Source organism: Bacillus sp. MYb78 (genome assembly GCF_002975115.1).
Classification (GTDB): domain Bacteria; phylum Bacillota; class Bacilli; order Bacillales; family Bacillaceae_G; genus Bacillus_A; species Bacillus_A cereus.
Genome location: NZ_PCOB01000003.1, coordinates 198588 through 218580 on the forward strand (window position 1 = coordinate 198588; position 19993 = coordinate 218580).

A 19993-nucleotide genomic window follows, 5' to 3' on the forward strand; every position below is an offset into this window, starting at 1 on the left:
TTCTGTTTGATAAAAGAAAGGGATGCTTCCAATGAACAAATCAAAGAAAGTTGAAGAACAAGATAAAGAATTTATTAGAAAATTAGCTGACTTACATAACTTAGTTACGATTGGCGAAATAGAAGATTCAGAGTTTGATGCGTATGTTATGGAAAACAAAGAACATTTTTCTCATCCGATTTGTTTAGCTATCATAATGGAGCGTATAAAAATATCAACTACTTATTTTGATGGGCATTACAAACTATGTGAAATCGCATATGGATACATACGAGAATACTCAGAATGGGTTTACTCGAAACTTCCAATTACTACAACAATTAAATTGGCAGTCTTTGAAGAAACTTTTGAGAAATACAAACTCTCATCAAATGAATAAGCAGGTAGATAATGGGCGAATGATATCATTTCGTCCTTTTTGCTTATATTCGACCAAATTGATTTATAAAATCTGCTACTAAAATCTAATATAAGGTATATCAAATAAAGGGGGTTATTCCATTGAAAAATCCAATGTTGAAAGATAAAGAAAAATTTCAGCAATCATCAATCAATGAAGAACATATGACAGTAGGAGGAACAGTAGCAAAAACATTTATCTATTTAATTCTGTTATTAGGAGCGAGTTTATACTCGTTTATGCAAATACAGAAAGGTACCATGGGGATGAAAACATCTGTAGGGCTAATTATTGGTATTTTAATTGCCAGTTTTGTTATTTCGTTGATAACAGCATCAGTACCTAAAATAGCATGGTTAACAGCTCCTATTTATGCGACCTTAGAAGGAGTTTTAATCGGTTTTATCTCTACGATGATAGAGCATAAATACCCAGGTATTGTTTTACAAGCTGTACTGGCAACTATTGCAGTTGTGATGGCTATGCTATTCCTATACGTAACTCGAATTATTAAAGTAAATGAGAAGTTTTTAAACGTAGTAAAGATTGCAACATTATCTGTATTAATTATTTATTTAGTTGATTTTGCACTTATGTTATGTGGTGTTTCTGTTCCATTCTTGCATGATAGCAGTCCATTAAGTATCGGTATCAGCTTACTAATTATCGGAATTGCATCTTTAAATCTTCTTGCAGATTTCTTCTTAATTGAGGAAGGTGTAAATGCAAAAGCTCCAAAATATATGGAGTCATACTTCGGATTTGCTTTATTGGTTTCAATTGTATGGTTATACCTTGAAATACTGAAATTCTTAGAAAAGATTAGAAAATAAGCTATCAACATTGATAGCTTATTTTTATTGTTTATGTGTATTTGAAATAGACGTAAATAAGGATAGTTTTTGATAGATACCCTTCATGTCTTTTGTGGTTAATACGGGAGATGAATCTTTTATGAGATTTCGAATTGTTTTTTCTATATCATCTACTTGTATTACCTTTGCTTTTGTACTGGATGACAATTTAACTTTTACTGTTAACGTTTCTTTTCCAAAAACAATAAGAGGGGTTAATCCTTCATAAGGGAGAGATAAGTATTGTGACAAGAATCGAGTACATTGTTTATTTTTTGAAAGCGGGTTTGGAAATTGATATTTGTTTTTTGCTGTAATCCATTGAACCCATTCTTTACTCTTGTCAGAGCCGTATACTTTCCCTTTTAAGGTTTGACATTCGATTGGGTATACACCACTGGAATGTATAAGAACGATGTCAATGTCATTTGTTTGCCCATCTTGATAAGGGATATGTACATTTGCTAATAACATACTATCAGGAAAAGATTTTTCTAACCTTCTAAAAATTTTCCACTCAGCTAATATGCTTTTATCTTGATTTATATTTTTGTAATGAAATCCTGTTATGTCTTTGTAGGTAGAATCATGATAATTCCATCTATTGAGTAGTAAGTATAGTGTTACGGTTACAAATAAAAACGTCAGTACAAAAGAGCCAATAAAAAGAAATAATTCCATACGGCATCCTCCTTTCGGGAAAAGATATAGTTATTATAGATGATTTATAATATAAATATATGCTGAAATAAACCTTACTTTTATTGACAATAGTCAATAAAAGTTTTATGATAAATAGCAACAAATGAAAGGGTGGTGTTTCAATGTATACAAATCAAATGCACAAAGAATTAGCCTATTTAAGAGGATATTTAAAAGGGAAAAATTTTAACTACGCTATTATTTCATTGAACTTAGCGGAAAAGATGCATGAAGGACAAACGAGAAAAAGTGGAGAGCCTTACATTAGCCACCCTGTTCGCATAGCGAATGCAATTATCTCTTTAGGCATTCACGATGAAGAAGTCATCTCAGGAGCTTTGCTACACGATATTTTAGAGGATACAGAAGTTACCGTAGATATGTTATTGAATGTATATTACTTACCTAAAAAAATTGTAGATATTATCATTCGATTAACAAAAACTACAATAGTAATGCAAGAAGAAATCCCAGAAATGACAACAGATGTGTATTATGAACAAATGAGAGTATGTTTTAAAACTTGTCTAATTAAAATTGCTGATAGATGTCACAACGTAAGTACGATGTATTTCTTCGAAAAAGCGAAAATTCAACGATATATTAAAGAAACAGAAGAGTATGCATTGCCACTTTGTAGCTACGTAAGTGATATGTGTCCGAAATACGCAGATGCCATCTATACGATGAAGTATCAAATTGAAAGCATTTTAGAGACGATAAAAACACTTGTTTTTGAATGTAAAACGGAAATTGTCGCAAATTAATACAAAAAAAGAAATCCTTGTATAAAAACAAGGATTTTTTATTGACTATAGTAAATGAAAAGTGTATGATTAGTTTATACCTTAAGAGGTAAAACAAGACGAGAGAACAACAGGTAATGGAAATGCGTTCAATTTGGTTGAACTATATCCTACACCTATACAAAACCAAAAAGCGAGGTGTTACTTTGCAACTTGACTTATTCGAAAATGAAATGGAACCCGATAAATTCCGTTATACAAATGCAATTTGGAATGAGTTAAGATTAAATACTTCTTGGAGTATTGGCTCTGTAGCATCTCTTATAGAAAAAGGTACTTTTCGAACAAAAGAAGAATGGAAAGAATTTTATTTTCATTCTGGAAATCAACGTTTAGAAAAATTAAAACAAATGGATTTAAGCGAGGATTTAAAAAGAAAGGTTATCTTAATTCGACCTGACGGTAAAATTCCATATGCCGTAAAGCAATTGAATTATGAGTATGGAAGAACCAGAGGGAGTTTAGCCTTTAAGGGAGATGTTCTTTATAACGAAATCGTTAAAAGAGGGAATCCTTACGGGTTAACGAAGAGAGAATGCCAATATGCAGTGTTTTATCGAGTGATTGCTGAGAGTTGGAATGGCGTTGTCGTTAGAGAACGTAATACAATGGATGCACTGCAAACAGAGTTAAAGAAACAAGGTGTTATTGTATCTTGTAAAAAAACATCGGGTCGTATTGATTACAAATACGAAGTAGATTATGAGTTATTTAAAAATGAAACATTATTATGTGGTATCCAAGTGAAACCACCAAGCTATTTACAAGATACTCCTTATTTACGAGAAACAAAAGAAGTAAATGAATATAAGAATAAAAAATACAAGCAAGATTATAAAGTAGATGTTTTTTATGTATATTCGAAAACAAATGGAGAAATTGTAAATGATGAAGTCATAGAAGAAATTATTTCGTACATTCCGAAAACAGTATTTAATTGATTCCGAAAACAAAATAATTTGTTTGTTATTCGAAAGAAAATGCTCGATTCTATAAAAGGAATGAAGTAATCGTTACATTTATATAATAAAAAATACTGAATCAAATTCAAATGATTCGTTGAATACAAATAACATTATGAGGTGATTAGAAATGGAAAATAAAAATACAATCGTTTTATCAGCGGAGATGGATATGGAGATTGAAGAAGTGAAAGCTTCTATGAAAGGAAACTCGACTGGCATTCCTGAAGCAGACGTTTTAGTCACTATGGCCACTTTAGTAATTCAGAAAAAACCACATACAACAGCGTGGTTAAATGAATCAAGTTATAATTACAAAATTTTAACGGAAGCGTTAGTGAATGGGTATGAAGTAGCAGAAGAATTCACTGATGCACCTATTGATGAAGAGACAGAAATGGAAAAAGGTAAAGTAACGATTGAGATTGACTTTACTGGTGAAGGTGTTCAGATTCAGTTCAACGGAAACCCGAATGATTATCAAAAGGCAATTCAAACGGTAGTTAAAAATGAGAAAATCCTTGAATTTATTGCACATCAAACTGTAGAGGAATTTGGTGTGGAAGAGGATACTGAGAAAGTTTGTTGCATGAGTGGCGGTTCTTGTCCGTTCGGTGGGGAACGATTCTTCGCAAACTTGTTAGGCTTGCAAGAATTACCTAAAGAATTGAAAGAGGCGGAAGAATACCAAGAATTCATTAAGGAAATGAAAGAAGTTTATCATATCTTCAAAATGTTTGGTCATCCTTTTGGTGAAGCTGATTTTAAAAATGGAATTCCAGAAGGTGCATTTGCAGACGTGTTTCCGTTTTTACAAATGATGCCTCAACAATTTACTGCACATGCAAGTCAAGAAAGCATCTTTGCAACACTGGAGCTTATTGGAGCATTTATCGAGGAGAATATGATTCAAGAACACGCTGAAGGTGAGTTAATTGAATTTCATCATGGAGATGTAGTCGTTATTAACATTAAAGATTATCAAAAAGACGTTCGATTCTTTGTTGTTAAAAATGAAAAAACGGGTCAACTTCAATTGATGGCAACAAATCTGACTGTTCCATTCCGAATCCCTGATGCATTTAAGGATTCCGATACCCTGATAGAATTTTTAGAAAATTATCCTCGAATTGAGGAGTGGGACATTCTTGGTAATGTGAACGATGCAGAACCACAAGTATCATAACATCATACATACAATAGTAAAAAGCCTCTTATTACAAGGGGCTTTTTTATTTAGGCATAAAACACATGGATAGATGATTATAATAGACAGTTACATTTTTAGTAGGTGAGGTGTTGTGTATGAAAAAAATATTGAGAGTAATAGTCAATATAATACTTTTAGTTGTGGTAATTGTTGTAGTGGCAGGTACGTGTGTTAGGCAGGTAAATCAAACAGAAAACAATCAGAAGGTAGAAATATTGGAAGAAGCAATTGATAAGCATCAGGTCTCAGATGAAATAAAAGAAGATGTAAAGGATGTATTAGATACGTTTGAAAAAGAAGAGTACCTGTTAAGTGACAATTCAATAGGTATTTTAGAAGTTCCTAAGTTGAATTATAAAGCTTCTATTGGAGAAGGTACGAACTTTGATAAGGTGGACCAAGAGATTGGGCATATAAAGGATACTGCATTACCTGGGCAAAAGGGGAATGTTTTATTAGAAGGGTCTACTCATTTGAAATTCAAAAAATCCATTTTAGAACTAAGCTCATTAGAGAAAGAGGATAGTTTCATCATTAAGACACTAAATGGTGAGTTTCGTTACGTGGTTCTAAATAAGAAGATTGTTCCCAAAAAACAAGTTATTATGACGGGTGAAGAAAACATGGATGAATCTATGCTAACGATTTTGATAAATGGTAATCCAGAAGAATATTTGGTGATTCATGCAAAGTTGTTATAAGAAGAGATTGAGAAGGAAAATCGTTATGTTTTTATATGTATGTAATTATAATGACAATGTGCTTTGATATGAATTGAAGAAGGAAGAGGTGTGTGTCATGTTATTTAAAACAAAGAGAGGAATCCTATTAACAAGCTTTATGGTGTTTCTAACGGTTTCTATAGGACTATCGACAATAGGTATTCCATTAGGGGATATCATGTCTCAACAACAAGAATTTATCGGTGGTAGTTTGGCGTTTCTCGTGATGGGATTCATATTTACCTATTTTTTAGGAAAGCTATTTATTGATATTAAATATGTGATGGAAAAAGATTATCTGCTCGTGCAAGGAGGTATTTTTCGTTCTTATATTGCATATGAAGATATTCAAAAAGTAACAAAAGCGACAAATATTATTATGGGCTATAGAATCGTAGGTTCATCAGATGCTATTGAGATTTTTTACAAGTTAGCACCGTTTGGCAGTATAAAGATTTCTCCTAAAGAACAAGAAAAGTTTGTAAAAGAATTGAAAAAGAGATGTCCAAACATGGTTGTGGATATGGATTTTAAATAAAGTGTTACAAGCATCAAACAATGATGCGTAACGCTTTTTTATTTTGTCATTGTTTTATTTCTTTCATCCAAAAAGAATATAATAAACATATTGATATAAAAGAGGTATTTTAGGGAATTCATTCAAGAAGAATCAATTAATAGTAGAAAAGGGAGAGATTAGATTATGTATTATGAAACAGAAGATGGAGTAATTTTTGTGAATAATGGATATGTAGACCTCAACGGTAATCCTGTAAAGAAAACGAAAAGAGAGTATCCGTTTAGCTATGACCCGTATGTAGTGTGGAAAAAAGATTATGTTGAAGCAAAAAGCCATACAGTTTACTCAGATAGGCTTTTACAGTGGGATTACAAGAAGTTTGAAGAGTGTTGTATGGATATTTGGGGAAATCATAGACAAGGATTTAATGGAAGAGAACCAGAAGATATTGAGAAATTCCTAAGTAAATATTTTGGTGAAAAAGTGAAGCTAACTGTAATTATGGAATGTTGTAATGTCTCAAGTGGATATCCAATTTGGGTATTTTACTATGAGAAATTGAATAATAATCTATAAATAGGTAAAAGAGGTAAAAGGAGCATGATAATTCATACTCCTTTTTTGCTATGTATTCCCTTAATATAGTTATAAAAAAGAGAGATAAACTCTCTCTTTTAACTTGCAATTCGTACATCAGAATGTTCACTGATAATAGCATCCAATTCTTCTTCTGATAATGTTTCTTTTTCGATTAGGGCTTCTGCAATGGCATCTAATAGAAGTCGATTGTCTGTAAGAAGTTGAACAGTCTCATCGTAAAGTTGGCTTGATAACTTCGTTGCACGTTCTAAGATTGAGCTTTCATTAGCCTTTAACACATTAAGATTTAACATGCCAATTGATTCATCCATACCATAGGAAGAAATCATTTCTTTGATTTTCTTAGTAGCTTGCAAGATATCATTATGAGCACCTGTTGTTACTTTTTGGTTGTCATTAAACAGTAAATATTCAGCTACTCGACCACCGTATGCTCGTTTGATTTCATTCTTCAACTCTTCAATCGTATGTAGTCCTGATTTAGAAGGGCTGTAGAATGTTACGCCTCCTGCACCAGAAGTGGAAGAAATAATCGTTACTTTAGGAACTGAAATATCTGTTATTAACTTCGCAACAAGGGCGTGACCAGCTTCATGATAAGCTACTAATCGAATTTCCTCTTTGCTTCGTGGCATATCCTCATTTGGATGACCTTTCAGAATTATCTTAAACATAGCCTTGTCAATACTTTGCATATCTATGGCTTCTTTACCATCTTGAATTGAGATGAGTAAAGCTTCATTTAATAAGGATTTTATATCTGCACCACTAAAACCAAGAGTTTGTTTTGCTAAATGACTAATTGAAAAATCATCAGCAAATGTTTTTCCTTTTGCATGAATCTCAATAATTTCTTCACGCTCTTGAGGAGTCTGTGGTAATGGAACCATTACGTGCTTGTCGAATCGTCCTGCTCGGACAAGAGCATCATCTAAAGATTCAATACGGTTTGTAGTAGCGATGACTAATACTCCATTTGCAGAAGAATATCCATCCATTTCAGAAAGTAATGCATTAATTGTTTGGGTATTTTCAGCGTGAGCACCTTCACGTTTTCCACCAATTGCATCTAACTCATCAATAAAAATGATACATGGAGAATGTTTTCTTGCGTTTTCAAATAAATCACGAACACGAGAAGCACCAACCCCTACAAATTTCTCAATAAAATCCGAACCTGAGATGCTGAAGAAAGGAACTTTAGCTTCACCTGCTAATGCTTTAGCAATTAGTGTTTTTCCTGTTCCTGGTGGTCCATATAAAAGAACACCTTTAGGCATTGTTGCTCCTAATTTATCATATCTCTTAGGGTCCTTTAAAAAGTCCACAAGTAGTTTCAAATCCTTAATAACACCCTTGTTTCCTGCAACATCTTTAAAGGATAAATCGGAATTAATTTTTACAGTAGATGATGTTTTAGAGGAAGCACCAATATTCATTTGTTTCTTCTGCATCCAAATGAAGAAGGCAATTATTAATCCAATAATAATAAGGTTACGAAGGTACCCTGCAAAATCAATAGGTGTATACTCTACGACACGAACATCAGATTCAAGTAATTCCTTCTTGAATGTTTCATGACGAGGATTTTCTGTTTGAAATTCTTTCTTTGATTTATCTGTTACTACGACAGAACCAGTTCCTCTTATAATTGTAACTTCTTTTACTTTATGCTCTTTAAGCATGTTAGTAAATGTCGTATACGAAATTTCTTTAGGATTCTCCGTAAAGTATGCACTAATAAATGGAGAAAGAACTACTAATAAAATCGTAATAAACATTAAGTAATTACGAAGATTTTTTTTATTAGGTTTCTTAAATTTAAATTTCTTCATAAAACCCTCCTGAGTACGTATTCAATTGTATTTTTCAATATGAACATATTAACATTTTTATTTACTATAGTCAATAAAATAAGTTTTGTTATAAAAAAACACTCTGGAATTAACCAGAGCGAAAGGAGAGTTTTTTTAGTTCGTTTTCTTTTTGTTTATCATCAATAACATGAGCATATATATCCATCGTAATGGATTTTTTAGAATGTCCAAGTATAGAAGAGAGGACAGGGATTGAAATGTTGTTTAATACACTATAAGATGCGAAAGTGTGCCGTAAATTGTGAGGGGAAATATGTTTATCTACGATAGACGATTCCTTTACAATTGTTCGAATGATTAATCGAATTGTTTTTGTAGTTAATGAAATGTCAGGATGTTTTTCGTTTCTTGGGAATAAGTATCCTGTTAATATAGGATGTTCCTTGCCATACATAGATAGAAGAGATGATTTATACGTGTCATACTCTTGAACTAATTCTTCATGTATAGGAATAGTTCTGTTTTTATTCCCTTTACCTTCATCTACTATAATTATACCTTCAGTGATATTAAAATGTTTCCATCTTAAATTTGTAAGTTCAGACACACGTAAACCTGAATATAAGAGTGTATAAAAGATAAAACGATTGCGTATATACTTTTCTTGCTTTTTAGGTGTAAGCCAAGGGGAAGTCTGAATGGAATCTAAGTAATATTGAACCTTTGCAACTTCTTCGTGATTTAATATATCTTTGTTGGGATTTTTTTTGTTTTTCATAGATTCAATTTTATGAGAGAAGTCAGAGGAAATATATTCCCACTTATTCAGAAATTTAATGTATTTACGAAAACAGGCCCTTTTTCGATTTAATGTTGAGATTTCATATTCACTCTTGTTGTTGTATACACGCAAACTATTAATGTACAGCAGTAGTAGTTGTTCTAATCTTTTAAACTCAAATTCCATAGACTTGTTGTGTGGAATGGCAAATGTGAAAAAACCTTCCAAATCAAAACGATAACTTTTGATTGTATTTGGTGCATATCTTAATCCTTCTAAGTAAAGTAAAAAATCTTCAATTGAACGTTCTATATTAAATGAATGTAACATGATTTCACCTTCTTTAAAATCATGGTATCACAATCTCTAAATTTGAGTAAACTACTATTTTTTTGTATGAATTTCTGTGTTGTTTAAATGATTTTTGAGGTTATATAGGTTTATGTTTCGGAGGGGTTTTACTGAGACGTACTCAGTTATGGTTTTAATAGTAGAATATTTCTAATGTACATATAATGGAGAGAAAATATGTAGGAGGTGTAGGAATTGATTCGAGCAGATAGTTTTAAAAAAAATTTAAAAGATGAAAAGGGGATAGGGACAGATGAGAAAGGAACTATCCCTTATAACACAAAATTTAAAGAAGTTGAGAAAATGGAGAAAGAAGAAGCAGAAAAAAACAAAGTAAAAAAACCTCCAATTGGATGGAAGATGAGAAAGCTATCTTTTTCTAAGAGTGAAATACCATTTATTTTGCTTTTCTTAACAGGTGTATATGTATTATTCTTATCTATGGCAAATGGAAAGTTTGGAGAAATGTTTTCAGGCGGATATTTGATACTTATTACTTTGTTTTTTTATAATATGTATCCACTCACATACACGAGTAATCTCAATCTATTAACTTGGAATGTAACTACAACCATGTCTGCTTTATTTAAAAACAAATGTTATGGTCTTTATTTTAGAGGGAGGAAAATGGTAATTTATTTTGGAGGATTACTATTAATTGCTCATTTAGTGATGCCATTTCTATCAGCACTATTATTTTTAGGTATGATGATGGGGGGCGTATTTTTGTTTTCCCAGAAAGAAACAAGGGATTTATATGTTCTATTTCGTGTATTTGGATTAATTGCTACAGGTATCTTGATTGTAAAGGCGATTTTTGTAGGAACAATCAATCCGTTTGACTCTATGACTTGTTTGCTTGTCTATACACTGTCAAATTGGTTAGAGAAAGCAAAAATAACAAAACCTATAAGTGAATCAAAGAATTAAAAAAGAATGTAGTAGATACATTCTTTTTTTAGTTTATCCCAAAAAAATATTTAAGATGCAATTTGTGTGTTTTATGTGTGTTTTATGTGTGCTCAACATGTTTTTTTATCAAAAAACACAAAAAGTACAAGAAAAAAACACACAAAAATTGTATAATTCTATATGTAAGCCATATTAAATATTTCATAAAGTAATAGTTAAGTAATATGTTTATTTAATTAAGATAAAGAAAAATATGGTTTAAATGTAAACATTTTGTAAAGATTCCGTAGAATATTACAGAAATATGTCGATTAATGTCGAAATGTAAGATAGTAATCGTTGACTAAATGGCGGTCTATTATATATAATGTTTATGTTACGTTTTATCGGGATAGTGTGTATAGCATATTGATAGATATATAATATAAAAAAACACATGAGATTCATCGCCAAATAAATCGCATGTGTTGGATAAAGTATATAAAGATATAAAGATATTAAAAATAAAAAACAAAGAACTGTTAAGCCATTGTGAAGAAGAATGCGTCATAAGAACCTGTAAAACCATTAAAATCTCGTGATGTGTATTCTCCAGTTAAAGAAGTGCTATACACCTTTTCTAAGATGTTCTTAGAATCAATAAGGTTCATACTAATACCGATTTCGCCATCTACTTCATCTTCAATATATACAACTTCTTTGTCAAAATGGTTATGTAATTCCGCATCTAATTTAAAACGTTCAGGTAGTACAGGAATGAAAAGTTTTTCTTCCATGTTTCCACTCTTCGAAGCAACCAAACGAATTGAAATGCCATCTACAAGTAGTGTATCCTCTATAGTTTGAATAAAATCCTCTTCTGTTAGGATAAGTGCCTTCACATATTGTTTTACTTTGTTAACTGTCATAACGAACTTCCACTCCTTGGTTTTATATTATATATATATTAAGATTATCCACGAACGGGATGAACTGCAAGTTTCCGTATTAATTATAACAAAATCTCGAATATAGTCAATGAATTTTTTTAAGATATCAACACTGAAAGTCCCATCTGATGGTAAAAACAGTTGAAAGATATTGTATTATCAATGTTTTACAATAAAAAGATGTGAATAATGAATCATTTTCTTTTTATTAGAAAAATTCACTTTTATATACTATAGACAATGCTCGTATAAAGATTACCAAGAGGTAATTCTAATTCGAGTTTGTGAATAATTAATCATTCGGAACATCTGTTCTTATTATAGCAAACAGGTGTTCTTTTTTCAATGTATTTTATAAAAACACATTGACCGATTTAGCTTAAAGTTCTCATCTAATATATCATTAAACATTTAAATTTAAATTTTTCTTCCTATATATAATATAGATTGTATACAATGAATCAAAAAATTGAATCCCTTTTACTACAATGTTTACATAATGTAATTATTGTAGACTTATATCATTGAAATGATATAAGAACCATTTCGTGCAGTTCTTCCATTTGTAATGGTGGAATACTGCCCACTCATAAAGAGCATGTATGTGTTTATCAAATCTATTAGTAGAAGGGGTAGCTCCTTCCTAATATTTCTGGTTTGAATAATCCGCTCATTCAAGAGCGTCATGTTCGTATCCTAAGAATGCACCTATCGTTGTAAGGCTAAGGTGAATGGTCAGGTTGAATTTGTCCGTAAATTATATTCTTTTCCTGTGCAAATCCAGAGTTTTCTCATGTTGGTATCTCCTTTATAATTCATTTTTGTCAAAACCCTTTTTTATAATTATTCTTAATAAATTATAGATAGCTATATAAGGATATATTCTTTAATTTCTAAAAAATGTTCGATAATATATCATTATCGAACATTTTAGTAGACTATATATATCCATATATGTGAGAATATGTTGTATAATATGTCCATCTACTTATTAAAGAGGAACGGGATAACAAAAAATCAAAATATATTTTAAAAGGTTTAATAGGGATGTTATCTATCATAGTAGGGATTTTAGTGAATGCACAAGTTCGGAAAGCAGAAAATCTTTTGGAGGGAATAAAAATGAAGAGAGTAATATTAGATATTCAAGTTGGTGGAACATTAGATTTAAATACATATAATATAGAAGGAAAGGATATAAAGAGAATATGGAGTGTGTTTGATGAGCAGATGATGTGGGATTCATGTAAATTCAATCCTCTTACAGGAAAACCAGTGAAAAGATTGGAAGATTTACATTTGAAGCATCGTGAAGGTGTGTTTATTGAGGATTATGTACATGATTACAAGATATTAAAAGGTAATATTCTTCACTATTACACAAGAATAGCCCAGAAAGGCGAGCAGATGAAAATTTTAATTGAACTTAAGGGGTAAGTAATATAAATTTTGTTATTACGTGTTTTTGTTTTTGTTAACTATATATAAAATAAATTAAAAAATCGTATATAGTTAAGATTAAAAATAAATACAACACTTGCTTTAATACATATATTATTTTAACAATGAAAAATTATTTATTATAGATGCACTTAAAAAGTATACATATGATATGTGTGCTTTTTGTTTTGTTTTTCAAACCACTAATAAAAATGAATATAAAATTTTTAAACTATAGTTTGATATATTTTTGAATTTTAGTAACTATAATAAAAACAAATATATAGAATAGGTATTTCATAGAAATTAAATGATAATAATGGTGAGGCATAGAAGTATTTGTTTGTGTCTTTTGAAGAAGGGATGTATAAACATGTATAGTGAAAAACAAAGAGACTTAGAAATGCTGGAAGAGGCAATGGATGAAAGTAACAAATCTTTATTGCTGTATGCAATTGAATCATTCTTTTTAGTAATTTTCTGCACTACTTTAGAGGCTTATTTTGATAGTTCTAAATGGTTATCTTATACTGTGTATGCAATATTATTTATTATTTTCTGTTACATTGTGTATTTAAATATTTCGACTACAAAGAAGTATTTTACATGTAAAAAAAGAATTGAATAGTAAATAAAAAGTATGTGATAGGGATAAAAACATCTAACTATAATGGTAGGTTTTTTTTAAAATGAGATGAAACATTAATTAAAATCAGTAAAGAGACTATAATAAAGAGAGTATATAAATAAGGCATTTTATAAAAATTAATTACTAAAATGGAGGATTTATAATGGAAACTAAATTTGGATTTAAGAAAAATGATATTATTGAATATGCAGGGGAGAAATTTGAGATATTAGAAGTTAATATGTTTGGAGATGGCGGAACTGTGGCGGAATGGCACGTTGGTATAAGGGGCTATATCAATACTAACTTTCGATTTTCAGCATATGGTGAGGATGCAAAATTAGTATTAAAAGCAAAAGATATAAGCAACCCAATAGGTGTTATTAAATCACTAAAATCATTCACTAATGAAGATTGTAGTCTTTTCGAGGATTGTAGCTATCGTTTATATCAAGGAGAGAAAGGTGAGAAATATATTTTTGACAATAATACAAAGAAAATAATTTTAAATGATTTGCAGATTAGAGAAAACTTTAAACCAGTTGAGCTTATTTAAATGAAATAATAACAAATGACAAAAACACATTTTTAAAAATGTGTTTTTCTTTAATAAGAACTTGAACGTGTTCTGTTTCTGTATTTTTCTAAAAGCTATATACTATAATTAATAGAATGAAAAATAGGTATTTTATATAAATAGTAATTAACAAGGGGGAATTTTTATGTTTGGAAATACACTTATGAAGATGATGGAAGATGTGGAGAAGAACAGGGCAAAAGATTTAGGAATGAGTGTTGAAGATTATAGAAATATGCTTCGAGAAAAAGAGAAACAAAGAAAAGCAGAAGAAGAACGTTATCTAAACTCTGAACAATACATATATGACATGAAAAAGAAAGAAGAAGAAGAGCTAAGAGAACAACAAGATATATTACATGATATGTTTCAACAACCAATTGCAGAAACAGTGAATATAAACAAAACGAATTTAAGGAAGATTATTCGCTGGACCACTTCGAGGTATAATGATTATAGAAAAGAACAAATTGTTAATCTGGTCTTGGAGATGATTAATAGATGTGAAAATGGATTTTTTGAATACATTTGTGGTACTTATTCAGATGACATAAAAAATAAGAAAGCCAAAAATTATGGGTTTTCACAGCACATAGCAATTTTAGATGGTAAGATTAGATGGATTGATGGATATAAGTGTGAATATCAGAAGGTTTATGAATTAAAGTTTTGAAATAAATAATTATATTTAGTAAAAAATGATGTTGTTATAGCGAATAAAATTTAATTTTGTAATAACTGGAAATATTACTTAATGATAATTAAAAAGCACATAATTTTATGTGCTTTTTCTAATGCGATTTTTGAATGTAACAGTTCTTGAATAAATATAATACATAGATTATATAGATAAGGTATTTTTATAAATTTGGTAAAGCAGGTATTAAAATGATATTATTAAAGGAGACGAGATATTATGGAAAGTAAAAGTGTGAAAGAGTTATTTAAGGAATGTATTGATGAAGTTACACCAGAGGAATTATTAAATGGTTTACAGTGTGAATATGAGGCACATAAGGTATTTATCGAGGCTTTAATAGCAGATGAAAAACTGTGTGAAAGAATTAAAAAAACAAAAGATAATAGTCATTTACAATTTTTGCATGAAGTATATGCTTCTGTGAATGAAAAGCGTCCTATCAAATGTGAGGTAGATGAAATTTCAGGAAATGTACAGGTATTAAAGAATAGTAAGCGTGGTTGGATAGGAATGCTGAGTGAAGAAGCTATAGGTCAAGTGAAGTTTCATAAAAGACCATATACGTATCGTTTTTCTGAAAAAACTTTAAGGGACGTTACTATTGAGAGCATAAAGGCAGTGAAAGAAAAATATATGAAGGATAAGGATATTCATTATCTGGTTAAAGATAATGGTAGAACTATAATGGTCTTTGGAAAAAAAGAGATATACGAGCACTACAACTTGGGCTTAAAATATCAAGGCAGTATAGAAAGTATAAGAGATACATATGGTGATGATTGGACTCAATCAGATGCAGAGCAAGTATTTACCTGGACTGATGAACATGGTAGCTATGAATTTGTTGTAGCAGAGTACAAAACAGAGGCAAAGTTGAGCCAGGAAGAACAAGAATATAATGATGGATTATATAGATTTCATTTTAATATTGAAGAAGACACAGGTAATTATCGTTATCCAACAGATGTGTATCGAGATAATGAATTGTTTTAGAAGTATTAATAAATGAATTGGGGATAAAGGAGCTTTTAGTATGGAACAATTAGATATTATAGAAATAACAGTGGTAGCAACGGATGTTTTACTTGGTATAGAAAGAGCGTCAAAGAAAAATATAGATTTAATTGATTTTGCTGATTTAGTAAATGATAAAATAGAAGATTTAATGCAAGAGTATCGTCAAGTAAGTAAGACTTATGGAAAAGAAGGGAAAGAAATAATTTTTAATTCTTTTGTACGTCACTATTTTGAAAAGACCATTTTAAAACATTATAGGTTAGAAGAAGTGATAAAACCATTTTATACAGAAATCGAGTACGCTAAATAAGAGCAGGGGATAATTCCTCTGCTTTTTCTTTTGCTATACAAAAAATAAAAGGGAGTGGATATCTTATATAATAATTTTTTATTGACTATAGTTTTTAAAAGTAGTAGCCTAATCAATAGAGAAATAGATTTAGATGATGGCAATATGAATACTATAGGATTTGAATTTTAACAAATATCCATTAAATATCACGTATTCGATATTGAATAAAGCATATAAAATGTGTATCGTATGAATTAGAGGTAATTTGGGAGGGAGTCAGGTGAAGTTTCAAGATGATTTGAATCACACATCATTAATGATTGAAGAGCAGAAACAAAAGGGTAGTATAAATTTAAGTATGAAAAACTTGAATATGAATGAACGACCTATCTCTCTATCAATCACAAGATTCAAAGTAAAAAAAATGCAAAAGGTTATTTACAATTATTTGCGTAAAATGAACGGAGCTAACATTTCGGTTTTTAGTGAATACTGGAGTTTTCCATCAAAGAAAGCAGAACTACAATTGTCATTAAATGAAGAGAATAGATGGATTGAGATTAAGTTAGTTAAAAAGAGTGAAGATATTCAACAAGAATCATTATTTTATTTAAACGAACAGCAATCTCAATTCTTACTAAATGGGATTCAAGAAGATGTTGTTGAAGAACAGCGAGAAGAGGTAACGGAAGTAGAAAAGAATGAAATAGCAGAAGAAGTAAAAGAAGAAGCTGAAAAAATAGTAAAGACAGTCGAATTAGAACCATTACGAGAAGTAAATGCCATATCAAAAGTTGAAGCACTACATACTGATGTAATATTTGAGGATTTTTATAAAAAGACAAAAATAGCAGTAAATAAAGAAGAGGATAGAAATCGTATCGAGTTTAAAATAACAGGTCAAACATTTGATGAGAATCCAGTGTCTTTATGCATAACATACCCCAAATTTTCTACGATTCAAGAAGTTTTAGTTAACTACTTACAGAAAATGAATAAGGAGGATGTTGATACACATGGTCAATCCTGGGAGTTTGCAGGTCAACATAGTATTTTTCTTGTGAATTTAGAAAGAGACAAGTCATTAGTAAGGGTAGAAATTGAATATGATAATGTGAAAAAAGATAGATATAATCGAGGGCACATTCACTTGTCTAAAGAGGACATTGAAGAGATTTTAAATAAAACATCTCAAATTTTATCAGCATAAAATATAAAATAATTATTTCTGATGTTTAAAATACATAGAGTGCAAACAAACCAGATTAATGGTTAGTAGAGAGAGGATTACGGACATTCGATAAAGGATGTCTTTTTTTATTTCGTGCTTTATTGAATGGCACGGTGAATATAGTTAGGTTTATTGACTATAGTAAATGTAATATGTATGATTTAAATGTAACCATCGTTTTGTATTTAACAATGGAGGGGAAACAGGGTTTTATTTCAGGGATTATAAGAAAAAGGAGATGTGACTGAAATTTGAAGATTGGAGATAAGGTATGGATATTGGAACCTTTAACGTGGGAAAATTGGAACCTTCCTATGAAAAAACGTTTTGTTGAGGGTTATATTATTAGTGAAAATGAATTGTATTGGATTATTGGAAGAACTCTGTCTGAAGATGCAGAGATACTAAAGTGGTGTAGAAAGGATAGACCTAATTTCTATACTACTGATAAAGAAGTAGTAGAAGAATGTTGGTTATATGCAAATAGGGAAAGTATCGGACATAAAGTGAAATTGTGCAAGAATCCTGAAATTTTACGAAAAATAGCAGAACTTGTTGAATATTATGATTAATAAAAGTTATGAAGATAACCTTGAAAAGGAGGGAGAATATGGCGAATCCTAAACAAGTCTTAATAAACAGAGTAGGTTCTCTTTCATTGTGTATCTTATCAATTTTGTTATTTATTGGAGCTATCACGAATCAATATGTCTCTTTTGTAGGTGGAATCTTGTTGGGAGTTATCTCGTTAATTTCTTCTGTCACATTCTATATTTACAGCATTAAATTAAAAAGAACAGTATAAAAAACGGGGATTGTTTTTAAATGGCATTCAATATGGGTGTCATTTTTTTATTTATTGACTATAGTTAATAAAAAGTGTTATTCTTTTGTAAGAAACGTTAATTGAATAGATAAAGAAAGGATGTTGTTAATGTTGTTCTGGATGATTTGGATGATAGTTTGGGGGATTGTTCTTTGCTTATCTATTGCTTATGCATGTACTGACAATGACTATCTTTTGGATGGGATGGAATATTTTATAATGGTTCTATCTGTAGGTGCTATTGTATTAGGGATTTTACCTTATCAATCTGCTTCCTTAGAAAATGAGAGAGAAATGGTTATTGCGGGGAAATTAGATGTGAACAAAGAGAATGTTAATTTTAAACATTATCAATCAAATGTATATGTAAGCACAAAAGATAACGATTACATGTATGAATTCAAATCTGATTCCAGTGCCATTATTAAATGGGAAAAAATAGATAGAAAAAAAGAAGGGAGTAACAAGGTAAATGAACCTTCTATGAAAAATGAGGAGAAAGTAAGAGAGATGGTAGCGAATAAGCTTAACCTACAAAAAGATGAAGTGGTTGTAACGAAAGATAAAGAGAACTTATACACAGCTATTACATCATCAGGTAAGTATGTAGTAGAAACGGAAGAAAATTCAATTTCTATAAAGGCGATGGTAAAACAGGGTTAAAGAGAAAATTTAAAGGAGTAAAAAGAGAAATGTTTATTTTTTTATTTATTATGTCAATGTTATGTTTTATTGGTGGTGTAGCCTGGAGTCTCAAAGAAGAATCAGCAATGAATTTATTCCTTGGAGTATTGTTAGCTATCATCTTTGGAATTTTAGGCTATAATGATTTCCAAGAAGATAGTCGTGAAACTGCGATTGCTAACAAGTTGGATATTCCAAGGTCACAAATTGAATTTAAGGATGAAAAAGGGGATGTTATCGCCATTACAAAAGATAATACATATAAATTCACATTTAAATCAATATCAGCAGATATTATAAAATATGAAGTTACAAAGGAAAATAACGAGAAAGATTCTGTGAAGGATAATGATGAAACAAATGAATCTAAAAAAAATAAATCTAAAACAAGCGATGCTGAAACGGTAAGGAAATTAGTTTCAGAGAAATTACAATTAAAATCAGATGAAGTGGTCGTAACAAAAGAGAATGCTACTACTATTAAAGCGATGGTAAAACAGTCATAAGGTTCATCTATGAGATGGTCGTGATATATTTAAAAGTTATTGTTAGTAAGACATGTCAAGGAAGACATGTCTTTTTGTTTTTTATTGACAATAGTCAAAGAAAAGATGTATGATTATCTTGGATTAACATTGACATAAAGGAAGTGAATAAATTTGTTTTTTAAGAGATTTAGAAGAAACCGTTTAAATAAAAAGCAACAAGAAAGTATGGCTCGTGGGATTCCAATGGATATTTTAGAAAGTCAAAAAGAACGTCAGTTGCATAAACTCGTGATTGGTACTACGTATTCAGGAAAGACAGGTTATAAAATGTCAGAAAGAGCTGTAGCTTTTGCAAAAAATAAAGAAGCTAATAAAACGTATTCAGGAGATATAACAAATCCGTTACATCCATTAAACCAAATTAATACATCTGTAAGTAATGATGACCTGGTAAAAACAGGAGGATTGGGCTCGAATGAGGTAGTAGGTCCTTATTCGAATGATTGTGGTGGTAGTGATTCAGGTGTTTGTTCTGATTAATAGA

At 30.4% G+C, this 19993-nt stretch carries 24 protein-coding genes; 20 read left to right on the forward strand and 4 right to left on the reverse strand.

Annotated features, from left to right (window positions below; genetic code table 11):
* The first annotated feature begins 31 nt into the window (after positions 1-31).
* Positions 32-379, forward strand: a complete 348-nt coding sequence (locus CQ064_RS08360; protein WP_001043219.1) for a hypothetical protein — start codon at positions 32-34, stop codon at positions 377-379.
* A 122-nt stretch (positions 380-501) separates the two neighbouring features.
* The gene (locus CQ064_RS08365) at positions 502-1233 is read left to right on the forward strand and encodes a Bax inhibitor-1/YccA family protein (RefSeq protein ID WP_000795400.1); all 732 of its coding nucleotides are present in this window, start codon (positions 502-504) and stop codon (positions 1231-1233) included.
* 24 nt (positions 1234-1257) lie between these two features.
* On the opposite strand, the gene CQ064_RS08370 is transcribed toward CQ064_RS08365, so the two are convergent.
* On the reverse strand, positions 1258-1935 hold the full coding sequence (locus tag CQ064_RS08370; RefSeq protein WP_000418703.1) for a nuclease-related domain-containing protein: 678 nt from the start codon (positions 1933-1935) through the stop codon (positions 1258-1260).
* A gap of 143 nt (positions 1936-2078) precedes the next feature.
* Here CQ064_RS08370 and CQ064_RS08375 point away from each other — a divergent pair, with 143 nt between their 5' ends.
* The 6 genes from CQ064_RS08375 (at position 2079) to CQ064_RS08400 (ending at position 6752) form a co-directional block, all read left to right on the forward strand.
* A complete protein-coding gene (locus tag CQ064_RS08375; protein ID WP_000288491.1) occupies positions 2079-2723 on the forward strand; it encodes an HD domain-containing protein in 645 nt (214 codons plus the stop codon).
* A gap of 185 nt (positions 2724-2908) precedes the next feature.
* Positions 2909-3703: a hypothetical protein gene (locus tag CQ064_RS08380; protein ID WP_142389145.1), complete on the forward strand. Its 795-nt coding sequence runs from the start codon at positions 2909-2911 to the stop codon at positions 3701-3703.
* A gap of 151 nt (positions 3704-3854) precedes the next feature.
* Positions 3855-4910 carry a hypothetical protein gene (locus CQ064_RS08385; RefSeq protein WP_000428570.1) on the forward strand — a complete coding sequence of 352 codons (1056 nt, stop codon included), beginning with the start codon at positions 3855-3857 and terminating at the stop codon, positions 4908-4910.
* A gap of 119 nt (positions 4911-5029) precedes the next feature.
* Positions 5030-5635, forward strand: coding sequence for a sortase (locus CQ064_RS08390; RefSeq protein WP_000722780.1), 606 nt, complete (start codon positions 5030-5032; stop codon positions 5633-5635).
* A gap of 97 nt (positions 5636-5732) precedes the next feature.
* Positions 5733-6194, forward strand: a complete 462-nt coding sequence (locus tag CQ064_RS08395) for a PH domain-containing protein (protein ID WP_000897942.1) — start codon at positions 5733-5735, stop codon at positions 6192-6194.
* A 165-nt stretch (positions 6195-6359) separates the two neighbouring features.
* A complete protein-coding gene (locus CQ064_RS08400) occupies positions 6360-6752 on the forward strand; it encodes a hypothetical protein (RefSeq protein WP_000291107.1) in 393 nt (130 codons plus the stop codon).
* Positions 6753-6850: 98 nt separating this feature from the next.
* Here the strand turns inward: CQ064_RS08400 and CQ064_RS08405 are convergent, their stop codons facing one another.
* Together CQ064_RS08405 and CQ064_RS08410 are read right to left on the reverse strand one after the other, a co-directional pair.
* Complete coding sequence (locus CQ064_RS08405) at positions 6851-8611, reverse strand: ATP-dependent metallopeptidase FtsH/Yme1/Tma family protein (protein ID WP_000713606.1); 1761 nt, start codon at positions 8609-8611, stop codon at positions 6851-6853.
* A gap of 109 nt (positions 8612-8720) precedes the next feature.
* Entirely contained in the window at positions 8721-9704 is a 984-nt protein-coding gene (locus CQ064_RS08410; RefSeq protein WP_000903258.1) for a tyrosine-type recombinase/integrase, read from the reverse strand.
* Between the two features lie 216 nt (positions 9705-9920).
* Between CQ064_RS08410 and CQ064_RS08415 the strand changes: the two genes are divergently transcribed.
* Entirely contained in the window at positions 9921-10655 is a 735-nt protein-coding gene (locus CQ064_RS08415) for a hypothetical protein (RefSeq protein WP_000617212.1), read from the forward strand.
* 503 nt (positions 10656-11158) lie between these two features.
* Here the strand turns inward: CQ064_RS08415 and CQ064_RS08420 are convergent.
* The gene (locus CQ064_RS08420; protein WP_000217776.1) at positions 11159-11545 is read right to left on the reverse strand and encodes a hypothetical protein; all 387 of its coding nucleotides are present in this window, start codon (positions 11543-11545) and stop codon (positions 11159-11161) included.
* A 1143-nt stretch (positions 11546-12688) separates the two neighbouring features.
* Between CQ064_RS08420 and CQ064_RS08425 the strand changes: the two genes are divergently transcribed.
* The 11 genes from CQ064_RS08425 to CQ064_RS08480 all read left to right on the forward strand — a co-directional run bounded on the left by CQ064_RS08425 (position 12689) and on the right by CQ064_RS08480 (position 19989).
* Positions 12689-13003, forward strand: coding sequence for a hypothetical protein (locus tag CQ064_RS08425; RefSeq protein WP_000832170.1), 315 nt, complete (start codon positions 12689-12691; stop codon positions 13001-13003).
* 376 nt (positions 13004-13379) lie between these two features.
* The gene (locus CQ064_RS08430; RefSeq protein WP_000286759.1) at positions 13380-13634 is read left to right on the forward strand and encodes a hypothetical protein; all 255 of its coding nucleotides are present in this window, start codon (positions 13380-13382) and stop codon (positions 13632-13634) included.
* Between the two features lie 163 nt (positions 13635-13797).
* On the forward strand, positions 13798-14190 hold the full coding sequence (locus CQ064_RS08435; RefSeq protein ID WP_000448251.1) for a hypothetical protein: 393 nt from the start codon (positions 13798-13800) through the stop codon (positions 14188-14190).
* A 166-nt stretch (positions 14191-14356) separates the two neighbouring features.
* Entirely contained in the window at positions 14357-14884 is a 528-nt protein-coding gene (locus CQ064_RS08440; RefSeq protein WP_000467887.1) for a hypothetical protein, read from the forward strand.
* 243 nt (positions 14885-15127) lie between these two features.
* Positions 15128-15904, forward strand: a complete 777-nt coding sequence (locus CQ064_RS08445) for a hypothetical protein (RefSeq protein WP_000444410.1) — start codon at positions 15128-15130, stop codon at positions 15902-15904.
* Positions 15905-15944: 40 nt separating this feature from the next.
* Complete coding sequence (locus CQ064_RS08450; RefSeq protein WP_000436137.1) at positions 15945-16238, forward strand: hypothetical protein; 294 nt, start codon at positions 15945-15947, stop codon at positions 16236-16238.
* A gap of 262 nt (positions 16239-16500) precedes the next feature.
* Positions 16501-17430: a hypothetical protein gene (locus CQ064_RS08455; protein WP_000671746.1), complete on the forward strand. Its 930-nt coding sequence runs from the start codon at positions 16501-16503 to the stop codon at positions 17428-17430.
* 272 nt (positions 17431-17702) lie between these two features.
* A complete protein-coding gene (locus CQ064_RS08460) occupies positions 17703-18023 on the forward strand; it encodes a hypothetical protein (protein WP_000689623.1) in 321 nt (106 codons plus the stop codon).
* Positions 18024-18385: 362 nt separating this feature from the next.
* Complete coding sequence (locus CQ064_RS08470) at positions 18386-18940, forward strand: hypothetical protein (protein WP_000899782.1); 555 nt, start codon at positions 18386-18388, stop codon at positions 18938-18940.
* 29 nt (positions 18941-18969) lie between these two features.
* Positions 18970-19467: a TMEM14 family protein gene (locus CQ064_RS08475; protein ID WP_000469570.1), complete on the forward strand. Its 498-nt coding sequence runs from the start codon at positions 18970-18972 to the stop codon at positions 19465-19467.
* 153 nt (positions 19468-19620) lie between these two features.
* On the forward strand, positions 19621-19989 hold the full coding sequence (locus tag CQ064_RS08480; protein WP_000465483.1) for a hypothetical protein: 369 nt from the start codon (positions 19621-19623) through the stop codon (positions 19987-19989).
* The last annotated feature ends 4 nt before the right edge of the window (positions 19990-19993 follow it).